The organism is Caproiciproducens galactitolivorans, from assembly GCF_029266045.1.
Taxonomy (GTDB): domain Bacteria; phylum Bacillota; class Clostridia; order Oscillospirales; family Acutalibacteraceae; genus Caproiciproducens; species Caproiciproducens galactitolivorans.
The window spans coordinates 63,637-81,745 of sequence record NZ_JAJUFJ010000009.1 but is presented as its reverse complement, the minus strand read 5'-3'; the positions used below and the strand labels follow the sequence as shown (position 1 = coordinate 81,745).

Below are 18,109 nucleotides of genomic sequence, written 5' to 3'. Positions count from 1 at the left end.
ACGGAAGGAAGATATGATGAAAATTAAAAATGCCTGGATTGTCTTTGCTGTTACATTGCTGATTACCCTTCCGCTCCGGCTGTATCAAATCTGCTTCTTAAGCGAAGAAGGCACAGGATTTTATACCGACGGAATTCGGACGACGGCAATGATTTCCTTTGTGCTTGCGGTTGGGGCCGCCCTGATGCTCATAATGTCTGCTATGGACCGCAGAAGCCGTGCACCCTACAGCCCGATTCGCAGCATTCCGGCCGCGGTTTTCGGGATTCTGACCGGCGTGGGCGTGATTGTGGGATGTGTCATAAGCCTTTTCGGAATTGAAAGCCTGCAAAGCCAGCTTGCCTATACTGCTTTAACAGTTCTTGGCGTTTTCGCAGCGATCGTATTGATTCTTGCCGGCTCCAACTTTGCGGCGGGGAAAAACACCTTTGAAAAACAGCCCCTTCTTGCGTTGGTACCTTCCGTGTGGGGTTGCGCATGCCTTGTCGCCATGTTTATCCGTTTTGTGGCCGTTGTGAATGTGGCGGAAAATATTTACGATACTTTTACAGTAATTTTTATTTTGCTGTTCCTGTTCCATCAGGCAAAGCTGCTTGCACGTATAGATGATGAAAAAAGTGGAAAAATGATTTATATGTTTGGCATTCCGGCGGCGCTCATGGCCCTGTTAACCGGCATCACCGGCACCGTGGAGCAGATAATCCATGTTACCCGCCAGGGACTGTTCCCGTCCGGCTTCTACCCGGCCAATATTCTCTTTGCGCTGTATATTCTTTTCTTCCTTGCGGCGGTTTCCAAAAATTCAGTTGTCCGGGTGTCCGCCGATATTCAGGAATTTGCGCGGGATCCGGCGCAAACGGCAGAAAGTGGAACGGAGGAAGGAGAAACAGAGGAAGAGAATGCCGAACCGATCCAGGAGAGCTGTTTAGAGTATCTTACAAGGACCTACGGCAGCGATATCTGCTTTTTTAATCATACAAGCAGCCCTTTTCTGAAGAGAATTGAAAAAAGCTAGTTAAAATTATATCAAATCACTTGTAAAATGGCGTAGAATGCTATAAAATAGGAAAAGAAACAATAAATTTCAGGAGGTATTTGTTTTATGTCTATTAAAGTTGGCATTAACGGGTTTGGCCGCATCGGCCGCTTAGTATTCCGTGCAGCAGTCGCCCAGCCGGAAACATTTGAAATTGTTGGTATTAACGATCCGTTCATTGATGTAGATTACATGGTCTACATGGTAAAATACGATACCATGCATGGTCATTTCCAGGGCGACGTTAAGGCTGAGGACGGCAAGCTGGTCGTCAACGGCAAAAAGATCGAAGTTTTTGCTGAAAAAGAGCCTTCCCAGATTCCGTGGGGCAAGATCGGCGTTGAATATGTTGTAGAATCCACCGGTGTGTTCTGCACAACCGAAAAGGCTTCTGCCCATATCGCAGCCGGCGCAAAGAAGGTTGTTATTTCCGCGCCTGCAAAGGATAAGGAAACCCCGACATTTGTATGCGGCGTAAACCTCGACACTTACAAGAAAGACATGAAGGTTGTTTCGAATGCTTCCTGCACAACAAACTGCCTTGCTCCTCTGGCTAAGGTTATCAACGACAAGTTCGGCATCGTTGAAGGCCTGATGACAACCGTTCACTCCACAACCGCTACCCAGAAGACCGTTGACGGTCCTTCCATGAAAGACTGGAGAGGCGGTCGTGCGGCAGCAGGCAACATCATTCCTTCTTCTACTGGTGCTGCAAAGGCATGTGCGCTTGTTATTCCGGAAGTAAAGGGCAAACTGACCGGTATGTCCATGCGCGTTCCGACTCTGGACGTTTCCGTTGTTGACCTGACCGTAAGACTTGAAAAGGCAACCACTTATGATGAGATCTGCGCAGCCGTTAAGGAAGCTTCCGAAGGCGAAATGAAGGGTATCCTCGGCTACACCGAAGACGCGGTTGTTTCTTCCGACTTCCTCGGCGATCCCCGCACTTCTATCTTTGATAAGAATGCCGGTATCATGCTGAATGATCATTTCGTAAAGCTTGTTTCCTGGTACGACAATGAATGGGGTTACAGCAACAAGGTTCTCGACCTGATTAAGCACATGAACAAAGTTGACCACGAATAAGATTTGATTTTTCAGTCCCCGCGGTGCAAACCGCGGGGACTTTTTTATACTCTCCCGGTACCACAAAAAGCGACATAAAGAGAATGGTATACTTAGAACAGCCCTGTTTGTTACAGGGTCAAAAGGTATGATTTTTATAACAAAATGACTAAAAATATAGAATCAACTCAATAAATATTACAAATAAATCACCAAAGTATTGCTATTTTGCAGATTTGTGATATGATAAAATCATGACAAGGGAATTAAAACCAGGGGAGTTGTTTAACATGCAAATTACTGCTGCATCCAATGACGGAAATCTGCCGCTTTATTTGTTTCACCAAGGCACGAACATAAAAGCATACGAGTTTATGGGCACACATAAGACTGTAGCAGACGGAAAAGAATGCATGGTTTGCCGCGTATGGGCGCCGAATGCCGAAGCGGTTTCTGTTGTAGGCGATTTCAACGACTGGAAACCCGGGGTTTATCCCATGGAAAAAATCAGCGACGGCGTTTGGGAATGCTACCTTCCGTTTGTTATGGAGCAGTACCAGCCTTATAAATTCTGTGTGGAAAGCGCGGATGGAAAACAAACCTTTAAAAGCGACCCCTATGCCTACCATTTTGAAACACGCCCGGGCAACGCTTCCAAGTATTACGACATAGAAGGCTATCCCTGGGGTGACAGCGCATGGATGAAGCATAAGGCTGCGAAAAAGCATTATAACCAGCCGGTTAATATTTACGAAATACACATGGGCTCCTGGCGCCGTTATTCGGACGGAAATACGTTTTCCTACGATAAGCTGGCTGACGAGCTGGTTCCCTATCTGAAGGAGATGGGGTACACGCACATTGAACTGATGCCGATTACCGAATATCCCTACGATGGTTCCTGGGGCTATCAGGTTACCGGATATTTTGCCCCAACTTCCCGTTACGGCGAACCAAAGCAATTCATGAGTTTTGTAGATAAACTCCACAGGGCGGGGATCGGCGTGATTATGGACTGGGTTCCGGCGCATTTCCCGAAGGATGAATCCGGCCTTGCCCGCTTCGATGGCACGCCCTGCTACGAATATTCCGACCCCCGTAAGGGCGAGCATAAGGAATGGGGCACGCTGGTTTTCGACTTCGGCCGCAACGAGGTAATCAGCTTTCTGGTCTCCAGCGCGGTTTTCTGGCTGGAGAAATATCATATCGACGGGATCCGCGTTGACGCGGTCGCTTCCATGCTCTACCTGGATTACAGCCGCAAGGACGGCGAATGGATCCCGAATAAAAACGGTGGAAAAGAAAATTTGGAAGCGGTTGCTTTCCTGCAAAAGCTGAACGAATCCGTGTTCGAGCTTTTCCCGGACGTTATGATGATTGCGGAGGAGTCCACCTCGTGGCCAATGGTTTCCAAACCGACCTACTGCGGCGGGCTGGGCTTTAATTATAAATGGAATATGGGCTGGATGAACGATATGCTCCATTATATGTCACTTGACCCGATATACCGTCCATTCAACCACGACAATGTAACGTTTTCCTTTTTCTATGCCTTTTCGGAAAACTTCATTTTACCGATTTCGCACGACGAGGTCGTATACGGGAAGCGTTCGTTGCTGAATAAGATGCCGGGGGATGAGGATCAAAAATACGCAGGCGTGCGCGCTTTCATGTGTTATATGATGGCACATCCCGGAAAAAAGCTGATTTTCATGGGCACCGAATTCGGGCAGTGGAACGAATGGAATTATCAAACAGAGCTGGACTGGGGGCTTTTAAATGAAGAAAAACATCGGCAATTACAGTATTTTGTGAAAACGCTGAATCGTTTTTATCTGAATACTGCCCCCTTGTGGGAAATTGATTTTACGTGGGAAGGATTTTCCTGGATTTCCAATGATGATTACACACAGAGCGTAATCGCCTTCCGCCGGATGGATGCAAGCGGGCATGAAATCATCGCCGTTTGTAATTTTCTCCCTGTTAAGCGTGAACACTATTCTATTGGGGTACCGTTTGAGGGGACTTATGCGGAAATTTTTTCTTCGGACCGTGCCGAATTTGGGGGGAGCGGGATTACCAACGGGGACGGAATTCATACCGATCGAAAGGCAATGCATGGTTTTCAGCAGTCGGTTGAATTGACCTTGCCGCCGCTGTCCGTCCTTTTTTTGAAATGTAAAAGGCGAAAAGCAAAAAAGACTGCCAAAACTACTGTGCTCAAGGAGAAATCCAAGAAGAGCAAGTGAATTACTAGGGAGGGTATTAAAATGTTGCCAAGACAAGAGGTAGTTGCCATGCTGCTGGCAGGGGGTCAGGGAAGCCGTTTGGGCGTCCTGACTAAGAATCTGGCGAAACCGGCAGTACCCTACGGAGGGAAATATCGCATTATTGATTTCGCGCTTTCCAACTGCGTGAATTCCGGAATTGAAACGGTCGGTGTGCTGACGCAATACCAGCCGCTTGTTCTGAATGAATATATCGGAAGCGGACAGCCGTGGGACTTGGATAGTATGAATGCGGGGGTGCGCGTGCTGCCGCCCTATCAGCGCAGCCGCAAATCCGACTGGTACAAAGGCACGGCGAATGCAATCTATCAGAATATCCAATACATTGAACGGTATAATCCGGAATATGTCGTCGTGCTTTCTGGTGATCATATTTACAAAATGGATTACTCCAAGATGCTTGCCTACCATAAGGAAAAGGGGGCCGACTGCACGATTGCGGTGTTCGAGGTTCCGCTGGACGAGGCTTCCCGCTTCGGAATTCTGAACACGAACCCGGATGGCTCCATCTATCAGTTTGACGAGAAGCCGAAGGTTCCAAAAAGCAACCAGGCTTCCATGGGGATTTATGTGTTTACGTGGAGCAAGCTTCGCAAGTACCTGGAAATGGACGAAGCGAACCCGAAATCCTCTAATGATTTCGGAAAAGACGTCCTTCCCGCTATGCTCAAGGCGGGGGAGCGCATGTTTGCCTACCGTTTTGAGGGCTACTGGAAGGATGTAGGGACCATTGACAGCCTTTGGGAATCCAATATGGATTTGCTGAACCCCAATGTCCCCTTGGATTTGAACGAAGGCGACTGGAAAATTTATTCCCGCAACCCGGTTATGCCGCCGCACTACATAGCAAGCGGCGCCAAGGTGCAGAATTCTCTCGTTGCAGAGGGCTGCAATGTATACGGGGAAATTGATTTCGCTGTATTGTTCGCCGGTGTTACGATTGCGCCGGGCGCGGTTGTGAAGGATTCCATTATTATGCCGGGCTCCCGCGTGGAGGAAGGCGCGGTCGTACAGTATGCCATCGTGTCGGAAAACACGGTGATCGGAAAGGGGGCGGTTGTCGGCGCGCGCCCTGAGGATATTGCCAATAAGGACGAGTGGGGCGTTACTGTGATTGGGGACGGCTGCAACATTGCTCCCGGCGCCGTCATTCCGCCGAAAGCAATGATAGACGCGGAAACACTAGCAGAGGAGGCGGCGAAATAATGCGCGGAAACAATGTTTTGGGATTGATTTTTTCAGACCTTCATGAGGAAAGGATTCGGGAACTGACCGACAAACGCACAATGGGTTCGGTTCCGTTCGGCGGAAGGTACCGTCTGATCGATTTCCCGCTTTCCAACATGGTGAATTCGGGAATTAACAAGGTCGGTGTCATTACCAAGAGCAACTACCAGTCTCTGATGGATCATCTTGGGTCGGGGAAAGCGTGGGATTTGTCCCGCAAAAGGGAGGGGCTTTCCATTCTTCCGCCCTTCACAAGCGAATGTACGGTTTTTAACAGCCGGATTGAATCACTTGCCTCTATTAATACCTTTTTGGCGAACTCCAGGGAAGAGTTTGTACTGTTGAGCGACTCCGATGTTGTTTGCAATATTGACTTTACCGATGTTGTGTCCTTCCATATGAAGCATGACGCGGATATCACCATCATCTACCGGACCGGGAAACTTCCGGAAAAGATTTGCGACCCGACGGTTTACACGATCGATAAGGAGGATCGCGTGAAGGATATGCTGATCAATCCGCACACGGAAGGCGTTTGCCATTACGGCTTGAGCATGCTTCTGATGAAACGTGAGCTTCTGATGAAAATGATAGCGGACTGTGTCAGCCGGAACTTATATAATTTCAAGCGGGATTTCCTGCAAAGGAATATCGGAACCTACAAAATCTGCGCCTATGAATTCAAAGGCTATACGCAGTCAATCTGCTCGATGAACGCCTATTTTGAAGCAAATATGGCGCTGATGCAGCCGGCGGTACGGGCGGAGCTGTTCAACCCCGACCGGCCGATCTTTACGAAGGTGCGCGACGATATGCCTGCCCGCTATGGGCTTGGCTCCAGCGTAAGCAATTCGCTGATCGCCGACGGATGTGTCATCGAGGGCTCCGTGGAAAACTGCGTGCTTTTCCGAGGCGTGCATGTGGGGAAAAATACAAAGCTGGAAAACTGTGTGGTTATGCAGGATACGGAGATTGGGGCGAACTGTCACCTGAATTATGTAATAATTGATAAAGACGCGGTGATAAAAAACGACCGTTCCCTTTTCGGATTTCATTCCTATCCGGTTTTTATCAGTAAGGGAAGCGTCGTCTGACCTTCCCGTTGCAGCCAAAATTTCAGCTAAGGAGGCTTATCAATGAAAGTTTTATATTGTACCAGCGAGGCGAGGCCCTTTGCCGCAACCGGAGGGCTGGCCGAGGTGGCAGGCTCCCTTCCGCAGGCTCTTCGGCTCCGCCTGATTGGCTGCCGGGTTGTTATGCCGCTGTATGAAGATATACCGCAGGAACTGCGCGACAATATGAAGTTTATCACCAGCCTGTCCGTTCCGGTTTCTTGGCGGCGCCAGTACTGCGGCGTGTTCGAAGCAAAAGCCGGCGGTGTGATTTATTATCTGATTGACAACCAGTATTATTTTAAGCGCCATGGGCTGTACGGACATTACGACGACGCGGAGCGTTTCGCGTTTTTATCACGTGCGGCCCTTGAAATGCTTCCTTATATTGATTTTAGGCCGGATATCCTCCACAGCAATGACTGGCAGACCGCGCTGGTTCCGATCTATTTCAGTATTTTTTATGCAAATAACGATTGGTACAAGGGCATAAAAACCGTTCAGACCATACACAATATTCAATATCAGGGCAAGTATGGAAAGGAACTTGTTGAGGATGTGCTTGGCATTCCCCAATCGGCGATTTCCATTCTGGAATACGACGGGTGCATTAATCTGCTCAAGGGTGCGATTGAATGCGCGAACCGCGTAACAACCGTCAGCCCGACCTACGCAACGGAAATTCTCGATCCGTGGTTCTCGCATGACCTAGATAGCATCCTGCGCGAAAGGACATGGAAGCTGTCCGGGATTCTGAACGGGATCGACACGGTGGATTATGACCCCGCGAACGATCCGGATCTTTACGCCCCGTTTACGCCCGAAGACCGTTCTGGCAAGGCGGTAAATAAAAAGGAACTGCAAAAGCGCCTAAACCTGCGCGAGGAGCCGGAAACGCCGCTGATCGGGATGGTTACCAGAATGGTGCCCCACAAAGGGCTTGACCTTGTGAAAGAAGCGCTTGACCGGCTAATGACGGAAAACAATGTCCAGTTTGTCATTTTGGGTTCCGGGGATTGGGAATACGAGAACTTCTTTAAAGAAATGCAGAATAAATATCCCGGAAGGCTTTGCGCCTGTTTCGGTTTTGTTCCGGAGCTTTCCCGCAAAATCTATGCCGCTGCGGATATTTTCCTGATGCCTAGCAAGAGCGAGCCCTGCGGGCTTGCGCAGATGATTGCGCTGCGTTACGGTGCGATTCCGGTTGTCCGGGAAACCGGCGGCTTGAAGGATTCCATACAGGACAGCGGCGACGGGCAGGGCAACGGTTTTACCTTCCGCAGCTACGATTCCGGCGATATGCTTTATGCCCTGCGCCGTGCGCTGGAGGGTTATCAGAACCGGGGAGGATGGGACATTCTGGTAGAGCGTGCCATGAAATGCGATTTCAGCTGGGGACGATCGGCAAACGAGTATATCCGGCTGTACCGCGAGCTGATCAAGGAAAACGCCTGATCTGCGGGGGTCGATCCGAGAAAATGCAGGAGGAATCAGCATTTGAATATTACAAAAGATGAACAGGAAATCCTGCTCGAAATGAAGCGGGCGAAGCGGTATCCGATTGTGCGTTTGGAACTGCACAATTCGGAAGAACTAGAGCTCGTTTCCATTGCATTGAACTATGTGCGGATTACGGACCCGCAGGATTCAATGGAAACGGTCAAGCAGCGCGGTACTGCGCTGCAAAGCCTGATGGAAAAAGGGCTTGTTTTCATTGACTATACGGTTCGTGTCTGGGTTTCGGGGGACTACGACGTTTATTACAAAAGCAAAATTTACGAGCTGTTGTGCCATACCGTTATGGAAGGCGCCCAGCGGCCGGGGGCGGTCTTTAACCTTCCGTATATGCGCAAAGGTTACGCGTCCCTTACGTCAAAGGGCGAACGGCTTGCGGCGCAGATAGAATAAAACAGGGGCGCGGGGTAGCCTGCGCCATGCCCCAAAAGACAAAAGACGAAGCCATGGAGTTTTCCATGGCTTTTTTGCTATTTTCATACTATTTATAAAAACAATTTAAAAAAGTGTTGCAAATTGCCTCCAAAGTTGTCTATATATTATGAAATCGAAAAAAGGTTTCCATTTTAAGAAAAAGGGGGCGGTACCAATGGGCATATTAACGCAAGTAATATTCAAATCGGAAAAATAAAAGGAGAGTAAAAAATGAAAAACTCTGCAAAAAACGTTATTAGCTTATTTCTAACATTTGCAATTTCTTTGGCGGTTGCAGTACCTGCGTTAGCAGTTGAGAGGGATAAAAACAATCAATTGCTTCAGAATGATAACTCCAAGTTTTCTGTAAGTAGAGTATTAACCTTCAATGAAATCGTGGAGGAAATCGCAAAAGACCATTTCTAAATCGCAAGCGGAAAATCAAGTAATCTCAAGTCTTGAAACTCCAAATAAGAATTCTTATACTTCTGCTAAAGTGTTGGCAGCAAGTTCTACTTATCGTACATTTACGGAGTCATTTACGGTAACAAAAGAATATAAACCGCAATTAAAATTTTACTGTGAAACGTCGGAAGGTGATTATCACTTTTGAATACTTAAGATCCTTAATATAAATATGAACAGGAAATACGGCAATATGTCCAAACAATTTTCCGGTACTGTATATGCCAATTTAGAAGATGCTAGTACAATATTTTATACTGTAGAAGGATTTTTTTTTAATAACGGTACGACAACTGGTGGCGGCGGAGTATCTATTGGAGTAGGCCAATCTGCATCAGTGAATTTTAGTGTATCAGGGTCAACTAATCACTATAGCTATTGCTATGTGGAGGATCGCGCCAGATTCTACTAGGTTCGTTATCAATAATCTTTTCGGAGGTATGAATGAATACAAAAACATCTCGTGCGGTAATTTTAATAACCGGCCTAATTATCGGCATTTTTATCGTTTTTTTGCCCTACATATTAACAAGAAGCTGGTTTCCGAATGATGATTTTCTAGCCGAACTGTATATTACCGATTATATTTTGAAAACGTTGTCACCAGCTATGGGTCTTTTCGTAATTTACGATGCCGTAAAATTCTATTTTAAATAAAGCAACCGGCCTGCTGAATTTCAGCGGGCCGGTTGTAATTTGTTTCATCTATGTTATAATTTTATTTAGTTTGTTTCTTTGCTCCCATGCGCGTTTCGGCGTTTTGAATCAGATTAAAGAGGGACGAAGCGAACAGCGGGTAATCCGCAGAAATTTTTTCGGGGGAAAGCTCCGGGAGCTTGTCCTTATCCAACCCTTTCATGTCTTCAACGCTTTCGCCGTCCGCAACACAACTGGCGTTTGAAAGCGCAATATCCTGCGCTGCGCTGGAGCGCCCGTCGCTCAGCTTCTGCGGGACCGCGAACATCCCCTGCGGGTTTTTCGGATTCGCGGAATAAAGCAGGCGGAAGCTCTTGTAAATGGCGAGATTCAGGTAGGCGGAAATCTCGGTGGTCAGCGATTTGTTCCCCGCCTTCTGCAAAATTCCAAATATTATATTCAATGAATTGGCAATCAGCTTTTTATTCAATACCGGAAGAAGGCTGCCTTTCAATACATTTTCCTTGCCGATAGCGTCCGGCTCCGGAATATCTTCCACCTTAATGGTTGCTCCGCTGCGGTGCGGGGACCTTCCGAGCAGGTAATCGCAGGAGACATCATAAAAGTCCGCCGCCTTTACGACGAAATCCAGTCCGCATTCACGGATTCCCTTTTCATAATGCGAAAGCAATGCCTGGGAAACACCCAATTCCTCGGCGGCTTTTTTCTGGCTGAGTCCGCGTTCCTTACGCAGTAGAGTTATAATTCTCGGAAAGCTGTTATTCATATCTAATTATCCCCTGTCGAATTGTGGAAAAAATTAACACCTTGTAAAGTATATACCTAATATAACGCTTTGTAAAGCCGCTAGATATCGTGTCTAGTTTGAAAATCCCTCCATTATCTTGATCCTGAAGCTATAAATCGATTTTATCATATAAAAGGAGACTTGTTATGAAGTCCTATACAATCCATTTTATCCGTCATGGCCTTACAGAAGGAAACCTTCTGGGACAGTATATCGGCAGTACGGATCTGCCGCTTGCAGACGAAGGAGTCGCGCAGCTTGAAAATTTGAAGCGGCTCTATACGTATCCCAAAGCGCAGCTTTACTATTGCAGCCCGATGCTGCGCTGCATTCAGACCCTCCGCATTTTGTACCCGGAGGCGCAGCCGATGCTGGTGGACGATTTGCGCGAATGTGATTTTGGTGATTGGGAAGGAAAGACCGCGGAGGAAATCGCCGCGCAGGACGAGCACTTTTCCGAATGGATGGAAGGCGGAAAGGCGGTGACTCCGCCGAACGGTGAGTCCGGGGGCGCTTTTATGCAGCGTGTGTGCGCTTCGTTCGAAAGGATTGTGGAAAGCATGCTGCGTTCCGGAATGGACAGCGCTGTTATTGTGACCCACGGCGGCACAATTATGTCAATCCTTTCTACATACGGCCTTCCGAAGGCCAATTTCTACGACTGGATGACGGAGAGCGGATGCGGCTATTCCCTGCGCATTACGCCGGGCCTGTGGATGCGTTCCATGGTTGCCGAAGTGTACGACACCATTCCTCCAAGGGAAGTGCCCACGCCGGACGACGGCAGGATGGTGATTGACCTGGCCCGTGAAGCTGCCGACAGGGCATACGGCAAAAAAGAGGGAAAATAAAAAAGTCCTTGACAACCGGCAAAGCATAAAATATAATAATAAATAATTTAACATGCTACAAAGGCAAAGAAGGGAATAAGACACAGGCGGAAGCATTGCAGAGAACCGGCGGAAAGGTGCGAGCCGGTGCGGAATCTTGTGTGTATAGCTCATCCCGGAGCCTCCGTCTTCGAAAGGAAAGCATTAGAAGCGGACGCAGCGGCAGCGTTACAGGCCGGAGCCTTGTTGGAGGCTTACAGAGGGTTCCTTTTCGGAACTGAATTTGGGTGGTACCGCGGATAAGTTTATTCGCCCCGAGCACAGCTAGAGCTGTGTTCGGGGCTTTTGTTTTCCTGGTTCCCGTTGTTTTTTGTGGTAAACGCGAAGAAAACGAACAAAGGAGTGTTTGACGATGTATGAAGGCTGCAAAAAGTATATTCCGTTCCAGCCGATCCACCTGCCGGACCGCCAATGGCCCGACAAAATTATCCGGGAAGCGCCGGTTTGGTGTAGTGTGGACCTGCGCGACGGCAATCAGGCGCTGATCGATCCAATGAATTTAGAGGAAAAGCTGCTGTTTTTCCAGACGCTTGTTGACATCGGTTTTAAGGAAATTGAAGTCGGATTCCCTTCCGCTTCGGAAACGGAATATGAAATCCTGCGGACGCTGATCGAGCGCGATCTCATCCCGGACGATGTGACCATACAGGTGCTTGTCCAGGCAAGACCGCATCTGATTCAGAAAACCTTTGAGGCGATTCAAGGCGCAAAGAATGTCATTGTGCATTTTTACAATTCCACGTCGACCCTCCAGCGCAAGGTCGTTTTCAAAACGGATATGCAGGGCGTTATTGACATAGCTGTGGAGGGCGCCAAGCTGATTAAGGAACTAACCGAGGCGGAAATCCGGAAAAGCGGGGCGAATATCCGCTTTGAATATTCACCGGAGAGCTTTTCCGGAACGGAAATCGAAAATTCGGTCCTGATCTGTGAAAAGGTGATGGAAGCGCTTGGCTCGACGCCGGAAAACAAGCTGATTTTAAATCTTCCTAATACGGTGGAAATGGCGACCCCGAACTGCTATGCCGACCAGATTGAATATTTCTGCCGCCATCTGAAAAACCGGGAGAGCGCGATCATCAGCATCCATCCGCACAACGACCGCGGAACGGCTACGGCGGCTACCGAGCTCGGAATCATGGCCGGGGCGGAGCGGGTGGAAGGTACGCTGTTCGGCAACGGGGAACGCACCGGAAACGCGGATATCATGGTCGTTGCCATGAACATGTATTCACAGGGCGTTGACCCGAAGCTTGATTTTTTCCATATACATGACATTCGTGAAATATACGAGAAATGCACGAAGATGAAAGTGCATGAGCGCCACCCCTACGCAGGCGACCTGGTGTTTACGGCGTTTTCCGGTTCGCATCAGGACGCGATCAAAAAAGGCGTGGACTATATGACGAAAAGCGGGACGCCATACTGGGAAGTGCCGTACCTTCCGATCAATCCGGCGGATGTGGGCCGCGAATACGAGCCGATTATCCGCATCAACAGCCAGTCCGGAAAGGGCGGGGCGGCGTTCGTTATGCAGCAGTATTTTGGCTACGAGTTGCCGAAAGCAATGCATCCGGAATTCGGCGCGATGGTCAAGACCGCCTGCGACGAAACGGGACGCGAGCTTCGCCCGCAGGAAATTTTCGATATTTTCCGCCGCGCGTATCTGGAAGTCGACTACCCCTATAATCTGAAAAAATATAAGCTGTATGAAGAAAACGATATTAGTGGCAACACTCAGGTGCATTTTGAAGGCGTCATCCGCTTTAAGCATGCGGACCATCCTATCAGCGCCGCGGGAAACGGCCCCATCAGCGCTTTCTTCCACGCGCTGGAAACGGTCGGCATCAAGAATTATCAATTTGTTTCCTACCGTGAGCATGCTATTTCCAGCGGCGCCGACTCGAAAGCGGTTTCCTATATCCATTTGACCGGTCCGGACGGCGAGCCGTTGTTCGGCGTCGGTATCGACAACAATATTAGCCTTGCTTCCATTAAGGGGATTATCTGTGCAATTAACCGCGCAAAGAACGCAGCAAACAATTCTGGAGGGGATACCAATGAAAACGTATAAAATTGTACTGTTAAAAGGGGACGGAATCGGGCCGGAAATCGTAACGCAGGCGGTAAAGGTTTTAAACCGGGCTGCGGAAAAATTCGGCTTTGTGATATCCTACGACGAAGCGCTGCTGGGTGGCTGCGCAATTGATGCGACCGGCGTTCCGCTTCCGCAGGAAACCATTGATAAATGCAAAGCGGCGGATTCCACGCTGCTGGGGGCGGTCGGCGGGCCGAAATGGGATGGCATGCCTGGCAATTTAAGGCCGGAAGCGGGTCTTTTAGGCATCCGCGGCGCGCTGGGCTTGTACGCAAATCTTCGCCCGGCTGTCATTTTCAAGCCGCTTCGAGAGGCTTCGCCGCTGAAAACGGAGATTATCGGGGATAACCTTGACATCCTGGTCGTGCGCGAGCTGACCGGCGGGATTTACTTTGGGGAACACGGCAAAAAGACGGTAAACGGCGCGGAGGCCGCCTACGATACGGAAATATACTCTGTTCCGGAAATTGAGCGTATTGCGCGCGTAGGCTTTGAAATGGCTTCGAAACGCGACGGTAGGCTTTGCAGCGTAGATAAGGCAAATGTGCTGGAATCTTCCCGTCTTTGGAGAAAAACGGTTGCACGGATCGGCAAAGAGGAGTATCCTAATATAGAGTTGTCCAATCTTTATGTGGACAATTGCGCGATGCAACTTGTTCGCAATCCGAAGCAGTTCGATGTGATTGTGACTTCGAATATCTTCGGCGATATTCTATCCGACGAGGCTTCGATGATCAGCGGTTCCATCGGGATGCTGCCTTCCGCAAGCCTTGGCGCCGGAAAGGCGGGGCTGTATGAGCCTGTGCACGGTTCCGCGCCCGACATCGCCGGAACGGGAACGGCAAATCCGCTCGCGACCATTCTTTCCGCCGCAATGATGCTCCGCTATTCGCTGGAAGAATACGAAGCCGCCGACGCCATTGAAAATGCCGTTTGCGAAATTCTGAAAACAGCTCGCACGCCGGACATTTATACCGAAGGCATGCAGAAGGTAACCTGTGAAGAAATGGGCGATCTTGTCTGCAAAATACTTTAATATCTGTATATTATAGCAATAATTATACAAATAGTATTACATTTGGAGAGAAAGATGCAGCAAAATGAGACACTCACCTTTCAAAAAGGGCTGAAAGACGGTTTACCCATCTGCCTTGGCTATATCAGCGTTTCGTTCGCGTTTGGCATGATGGCGACGCAGGGAGGGCTGCCTGTTTGGGTCGCGCTCCTGATATCCATGACCAATCTGACCAGCGCCGGGCAGTTTGCGGGAACGCAGTTGATCCTGACAGGGGGGCTGTACATAGAAATTGCGGTAACAACTTTTGTCATTAATATCCGCTATATGTTGATGTCGCTTTCCTTATCGCAAAAGGTGGACGAAACCATGACGTCCTTACAGCGGTTTGTGCTTTCCTTCGGCGTTACCGACGAGGTTTTTGCGGTTGCCATGCAGCAGAAGGGGAATATCAACGCGCGGTACTTTTCCGGGTTGATCGCTGCACCTTATGCCGGCTGGACGCTCGGGACGTTTTTGGGCGCTGCCGCAACCGGCCTTTTGCCAGGATGCGTGCGCACCGCGCTTGGAATCGCCATTTACGGCATGTTCATCGCCATTATTATCCCGCCCGCAAAAAAGGCGAAGCCGATTGCAAAGGTGATTCTGTTTACCATCGTACTGAGCTGCATTTTCAAGTGGGCTCCGTATTTAAACCGGATTTCCAGCGGCTGGGTAATCATTGTGTGTGCGGTGATCGCTTCGGCCTTTGCCGCTTTGCGCTATCCGGTTCATGAGGCGGAGGTGCAGGAATGAATTATACGAGGATTTTAACCTGCATTTTTATCATGGCGTTTGTAACGTATATCATCCGCATGCTGCCGCTTGCCATTTTTAAGAAGAAAATTAATAACCGTTTTGTGAAGTCCTTCCTGGCGTATGTCCCTTATTCGGTGCTTGCGGCAATGACTTTCCCCGAAATTCTGTATTCCACCGCGAATTTGTATTCGGCATGTATCGGGCTTGCCGCCGCGCTTTTTCTTGCTTACCATGGCCGGGGGCTATTAACGGTTGCGCTGGGCTCCGCCGGTGCGGTTTTTGTTGCGGAACAGATTCTTCATGTTATCGTGAAATAAGCAATAAAATAATTCACGCCGCTGCAAATGCAGCGGCGTTTTTTCAACAGACGGCAAAGTTGTAGGTGCTTTGCATTGACAATAATAATTTCAGCAATTTCTCTATGCACTAATAACCGAATTTTCCAGTCAGCGATTCATCGTTTTCAATCCATTCCTCCACATAGACCGAGGAAAAAGTATTTTTCGTGTTCCGCGCAACAACCCGCGTAATTCCCGCGTTGATAATCATTCGTTTGCACATGGAACAGGGGGAAGCATTTTCTACGTAATTGCCGGTTTTCATGTCGCGGCCCACCAGATAGAGCGTACTGCCGATCATATCGCGCCGGGAAGCGCTGATGATGGCATTGGCTTCCGCGTGGACGGAGCGGCAAAGCTCGTAGCGCTCGCCGCGGGGAATGTTCAATGATTCACGCACGCAGACTCCCGTGTCGATGCAGTTGCGGCGGCCGCGCGGCGCACCGGTGTAGCCGGAAGAAACGATTTCGTCGTGTTGTACGATAATCGCGCCGAAATTCCGACGCAGGCAGGTTCCGCGTTCCAGTACAGTTTCCGCAATATCAAGATAATAATTTTCTTTATCAGTACGAGTCATTCTGATACCTCCCGCTCTTTTATAACCAATTCTATCATATTGTATTTTCAATGGATAATCAATGGAATTGTGCGAATTTATATGATATAATCTTAAATCGAGATAAAAGAGATTTCCTTTCGGAACAGTCAGTAGCTGGCGGGAAGTTTCCGAACTGATAGATACGGAGAAATAAAAATGAATTTATGGGATATGAATACAATAAAGGGTGTGCTGTCGCGCCACGGGTTTCATTTTTCCAAATCACTAGGACAGAATTTTCTCATTAACCCGGATGTTTGTCCGCATATGGCTGCCGAATGCCGTGCGGACGGCGGTGGGGTACTGGAAATTGGCCCGGGGTTGGGCATCCTGACTGTGGAACTGGCAAAAAGAGCTGCCAAAGTCGTGACCGTCGAACTGGATAAGCGTCTGCTCCCGGTTTTGGAAGAAACGCTGGCGGGTTTCAGCAATATAAAAATTATTCTTGATGATATATTAAAAACCGACCTGAAAAGGCTGATAGAAACCGAATTCCCGGGGCAGGAGATCGCCGTCTGTGCCAATCTTCCTTATTATATTACCTCGCCCGTCATTATGCGGCTTTTGGAGGAACGGCTGCCCATTCATTCCATTACGGTAATGGTGCAAAAGGAAGCGGCTCAGCGCTTTTGCGCACAGCCCGGCAGCCGCTCCTGTGGTGCGGTTAGCGCGGCTGTGCGGTATTTTGCGGAACCGGAAATCCTTTTCCAAGTGGGGCGCGAAAATTTTCACCCTCAGCCGAATGTGGATTCCACGGTGATCCGCCTGAATGTCTTGAAGGAACCGCCCGTACACATTGATGATGAAAAGGATTTCTTCCGGGTGGTGAAGGCGGCTTTCGGCCAGCGCCGGAAAACGATCCTCAATTCGTTGTCCTCCGGGCTTGCATTTCAACGGGAGACAATCGCTTTGGCGCTGGAACGGGCGGGAATTGCCCCCAATGCGCGGGCAGAGCAGCTTACAATGGAACAGCTTGCGGCTTTGAGTAATGAATTGTCGTCGGAAAATGAGTGAAACGGAGGAATACGAATGAGCGACGGGAAACTGGCAGTCCTGTTTTTTGAAGTCGGCATGGTGCTGACGCTGATTTCCATGGTGCTTGGCCCGTTCGAAATTACCGGGTGGGCGCTGGCTACGGCCGCGGTTGCCTGTGTTGTAGCCTTTAGTGGGATGTTCCTCGCGTTTGAAAGCTGGAAAGAGCCGCTCGAGGAAGAAAGGCCAAGGGAAATGAAGCAGCCGGAAAACCAGCAAAGAGAATAAAAAAGACCGGTCGGAGCGATAAAACTTCCGATCGATCTTTTTTATAGTAATTTCTCAATTGAAAAAGTATTGCATTATATTCAAAAAAATATGTCATTTTATAATAAATTACAATTTTCCAATTTATCGAGGGGACATACTTAAAATGTCATGAAAAACCATCACCCTTGTATCTTTAATGCTAAGTATGGCTATGATGATAAGCGCTAAGAAAAATAAAAATTTGTCACAAAAAAATGGCATTAGTAGTGCTAAAGCAAGACTGATTGATAAGGCTACTGAAGAAATTATAAACTTAAGAATAAAAAAGATATATGAGACCGTTCTGGCCTTTCTTGATCGGATTCATCAACTGCAACTGCCACTTATGAAGTAGTCGCAAGCATACCAACAGGCATTAAAATGTCGGCTACTAGTACAACTGAAAAAAAGAGGATGTTACCGGAAGACTAAGCATGCTGGAAATAGTGCACGGGCTTTTTCTTCAGCGACAATTCTCTTTAGTAAGAATATCCAGTATAGTATTATATTCTTGTGAATGGGATT

The 18,109-nt window shown here is 48.5% G+C and carries 18 protein-coding genes and 1 other annotated feature; of the genes, 16 read left to right on the top strand and 2 right to left on the bottom strand.

The window, feature by feature from the left end; all coding sequences use genetic code 11:
• Positions 1–13 precede the first annotated feature (13 nt).
• The 9 genes from P9B68_RS08010 (at position 14) to P9B68_RS07970 (ending at position 9,779) form a co-directional block, all read left to right on the top strand.
• Positions 14–1,015, top strand: a complete 1,002-nt coding sequence (locus tag P9B68_RS08010) for a hypothetical protein (RefSeq protein WP_135660414.1) — start codon at positions 14–16, stop codon at positions 1,013–1,015.
• Between the two features lie 87 nt (positions 1,016–1,102).
• Entirely contained in the window at positions 1,103–2,122 is a 1,020-nt protein-coding gene (gap, locus tag P9B68_RS08005) for a type I glyceraldehyde-3-phosphate dehydrogenase (RefSeq protein ID WP_277668821.1), read from the top strand.
• 269 nt (positions 2,123–2,391) lie between these two features.
• On the top strand, positions 2,392–4,350 hold the full coding sequence (gene glgB / locus P9B68_RS08000) for a 1,4-alpha-glucan branching protein GlgB (RefSeq protein WP_277668820.1): 1,959 nt from the start codon (positions 2,392–2,394) through the stop codon (positions 4,348–4,350).
• A 21-nt stretch (positions 4,351–4,371) separates the two neighbouring features.
• The gene (locus P9B68_RS07995; RefSeq protein WP_135660442.1) at positions 4,372–5,595 is read left to right on the top strand and encodes a glucose-1-phosphate adenylyltransferase; all 1,224 of its coding nucleotides are present in this window, start codon (positions 4,372–4,374) and stop codon (positions 5,593–5,595) included.
• Positions 5,595–6,710: a glucose-1-phosphate adenylyltransferase subunit GlgD gene (glgD, locus tag P9B68_RS07990; RefSeq protein ID WP_277668819.1), complete on the top strand. Its 1,116-nt coding sequence runs from the start codon at positions 5,595–5,597 to the stop codon at positions 6,708–6,710. The genes P9B68_RS07995 and glgD overlap by 1 nt, the downstream gene beginning before the upstream one ends.
• Before the next feature lie 42 nt (positions 6,711–6,752).
• Positions 6,753–8,183, top strand: a complete 1,431-nt coding sequence (gene glgA / locus P9B68_RS07985; RefSeq protein ID WP_135660446.1) for a glycogen synthase GlgA — start codon at positions 6,753–6,755, stop codon at positions 8,181–8,183.
• Positions 8,184–8,225: 42 nt separating this feature from the next.
• A complete protein-coding gene (locus P9B68_RS07980; RefSeq protein WP_135660448.1) occupies positions 8,226–8,636 on the top strand; it encodes a hypothetical protein in 411 nt (136 codons plus the stop codon).
• A 252-nt stretch (positions 8,637–8,888) separates the two neighbouring features.
• Positions 8,889–9,083, top strand: coding sequence for a hypothetical protein (locus P9B68_RS07975; RefSeq protein WP_135660450.1), 195 nt, complete (start codon positions 8,889–8,891; stop codon positions 9,081–9,083).
• Between the two features lie 483 nt (positions 9,084–9,566).
• On the top strand, positions 9,567–9,779 hold the full coding sequence (locus P9B68_RS07970; RefSeq protein ID WP_277668818.1) for a hypothetical protein: 213 nt from the start codon (positions 9,567–9,569) through the stop codon (positions 9,777–9,779).
• A 61-nt stretch (positions 9,780–9,840) separates the two neighbouring features.
• Here the strand turns inward: P9B68_RS07970 and P9B68_RS07965 are convergent, their stop codons facing one another.
• Complete coding sequence (locus P9B68_RS07965) at positions 9,841–10,545, bottom strand: helix-turn-helix domain-containing protein (RefSeq protein WP_135660454.1); 705 nt, start codon at positions 10,543–10,545, stop codon at positions 9,841–9,843.
• Positions 10,546–10,712: 167 nt separating this feature from the next.
• Here P9B68_RS07965 and P9B68_RS07960 point away from each other — a divergent pair, with 167 nt between their 5' ends.
• The 5 genes from P9B68_RS07960 (at position 10,713) to P9B68_RS07940 (ending at position 15,684) form a co-directional block, all read left to right on the top strand.
• Positions 10,713–11,417, top strand: coding sequence for a histidine phosphatase family protein (locus P9B68_RS07960; protein ID WP_135660456.1), 705 nt, complete (start codon positions 10,713–10,715; stop codon positions 11,415–11,417).
• Between the two features lie 57 nt (positions 11,418–11,474).
• Positions 11,475–11,716: a binding site (T-box leader), on the top strand.
• 92 nt (positions 11,717–11,808) lie between these two features.
• Positions 11,809–13,530 (top strand): 2-isopropylmalate synthase, encoded by a 1,722-nt coding sequence (leuA, locus tag P9B68_RS07955; RefSeq protein WP_135660458.1) that lies wholly within the window; start codon positions 11,809–11,811, stop codon positions 13,528–13,530.
• The gene (leuB, locus tag P9B68_RS07950; protein ID WP_277668817.1) at positions 13,517–14,590 is read left to right on the top strand and encodes a 3-isopropylmalate dehydrogenase; all 1,074 of its coding nucleotides are present in this window, start codon (positions 13,517–13,519) and stop codon (positions 14,588–14,590) included. Before leuA ends, leuB begins: the two co-directional genes overlap by 14 nt.
• A 54-nt stretch (positions 14,591–14,644) precedes the next feature.
• Positions 14,645–15,364, top strand: coding sequence for an AzlC family ABC transporter permease (locus tag P9B68_RS07945; RefSeq protein ID WP_135660462.1), 720 nt, complete (start codon positions 14,645–14,647; stop codon positions 15,362–15,364).
• On the top strand, positions 15,361–15,684 hold the full coding sequence (locus tag P9B68_RS07940) for an AzlD domain-containing protein (RefSeq protein WP_135660464.1): 324 nt from the start codon (positions 15,361–15,363) through the stop codon (positions 15,682–15,684). The genes P9B68_RS07945 and P9B68_RS07940 overlap by 4 nt, the downstream gene beginning before the upstream one ends.
• Positions 15,685–15,793: 109 nt before the next feature.
• Here the strand turns inward: P9B68_RS07940 and P9B68_RS07935 are convergent, their stop codons facing one another.
• Positions 15,794–16,282, bottom strand: coding sequence for a deoxycytidylate deaminase (locus P9B68_RS07935; protein WP_135660466.1), 489 nt, complete (start codon positions 16,280–16,282; stop codon positions 15,794–15,796).
• Between the two features lie 177 nt (positions 16,283–16,459).
• On the opposite strand from P9B68_RS07935, the gene rsmA reads away from it, so the two are divergent.
• Both rsmA and P9B68_RS07925 read left to right on the top strand, forming a co-directional pair.
• Positions 16,460–17,317, top strand: a complete 858-nt coding sequence (rsmA, locus tag P9B68_RS07930) for a 16S rRNA (adenine(1518)-N(6)/adenine(1519)-N(6))-dimethyltransferase RsmA (RefSeq protein ID WP_135660468.1) — start codon at positions 16,460–16,462, stop codon at positions 17,315–17,317.
• Between the two features lie 15 nt (positions 17,318–17,332).
• On the top strand, positions 17,333–17,563 hold the full coding sequence (locus P9B68_RS07925; protein ID WP_135660470.1) for a hypothetical protein: 231 nt from the start codon (positions 17,333–17,335) through the stop codon (positions 17,561–17,563).
• The last annotated feature ends 546 nt before the right edge of the window (positions 17,564–18,109 follow it).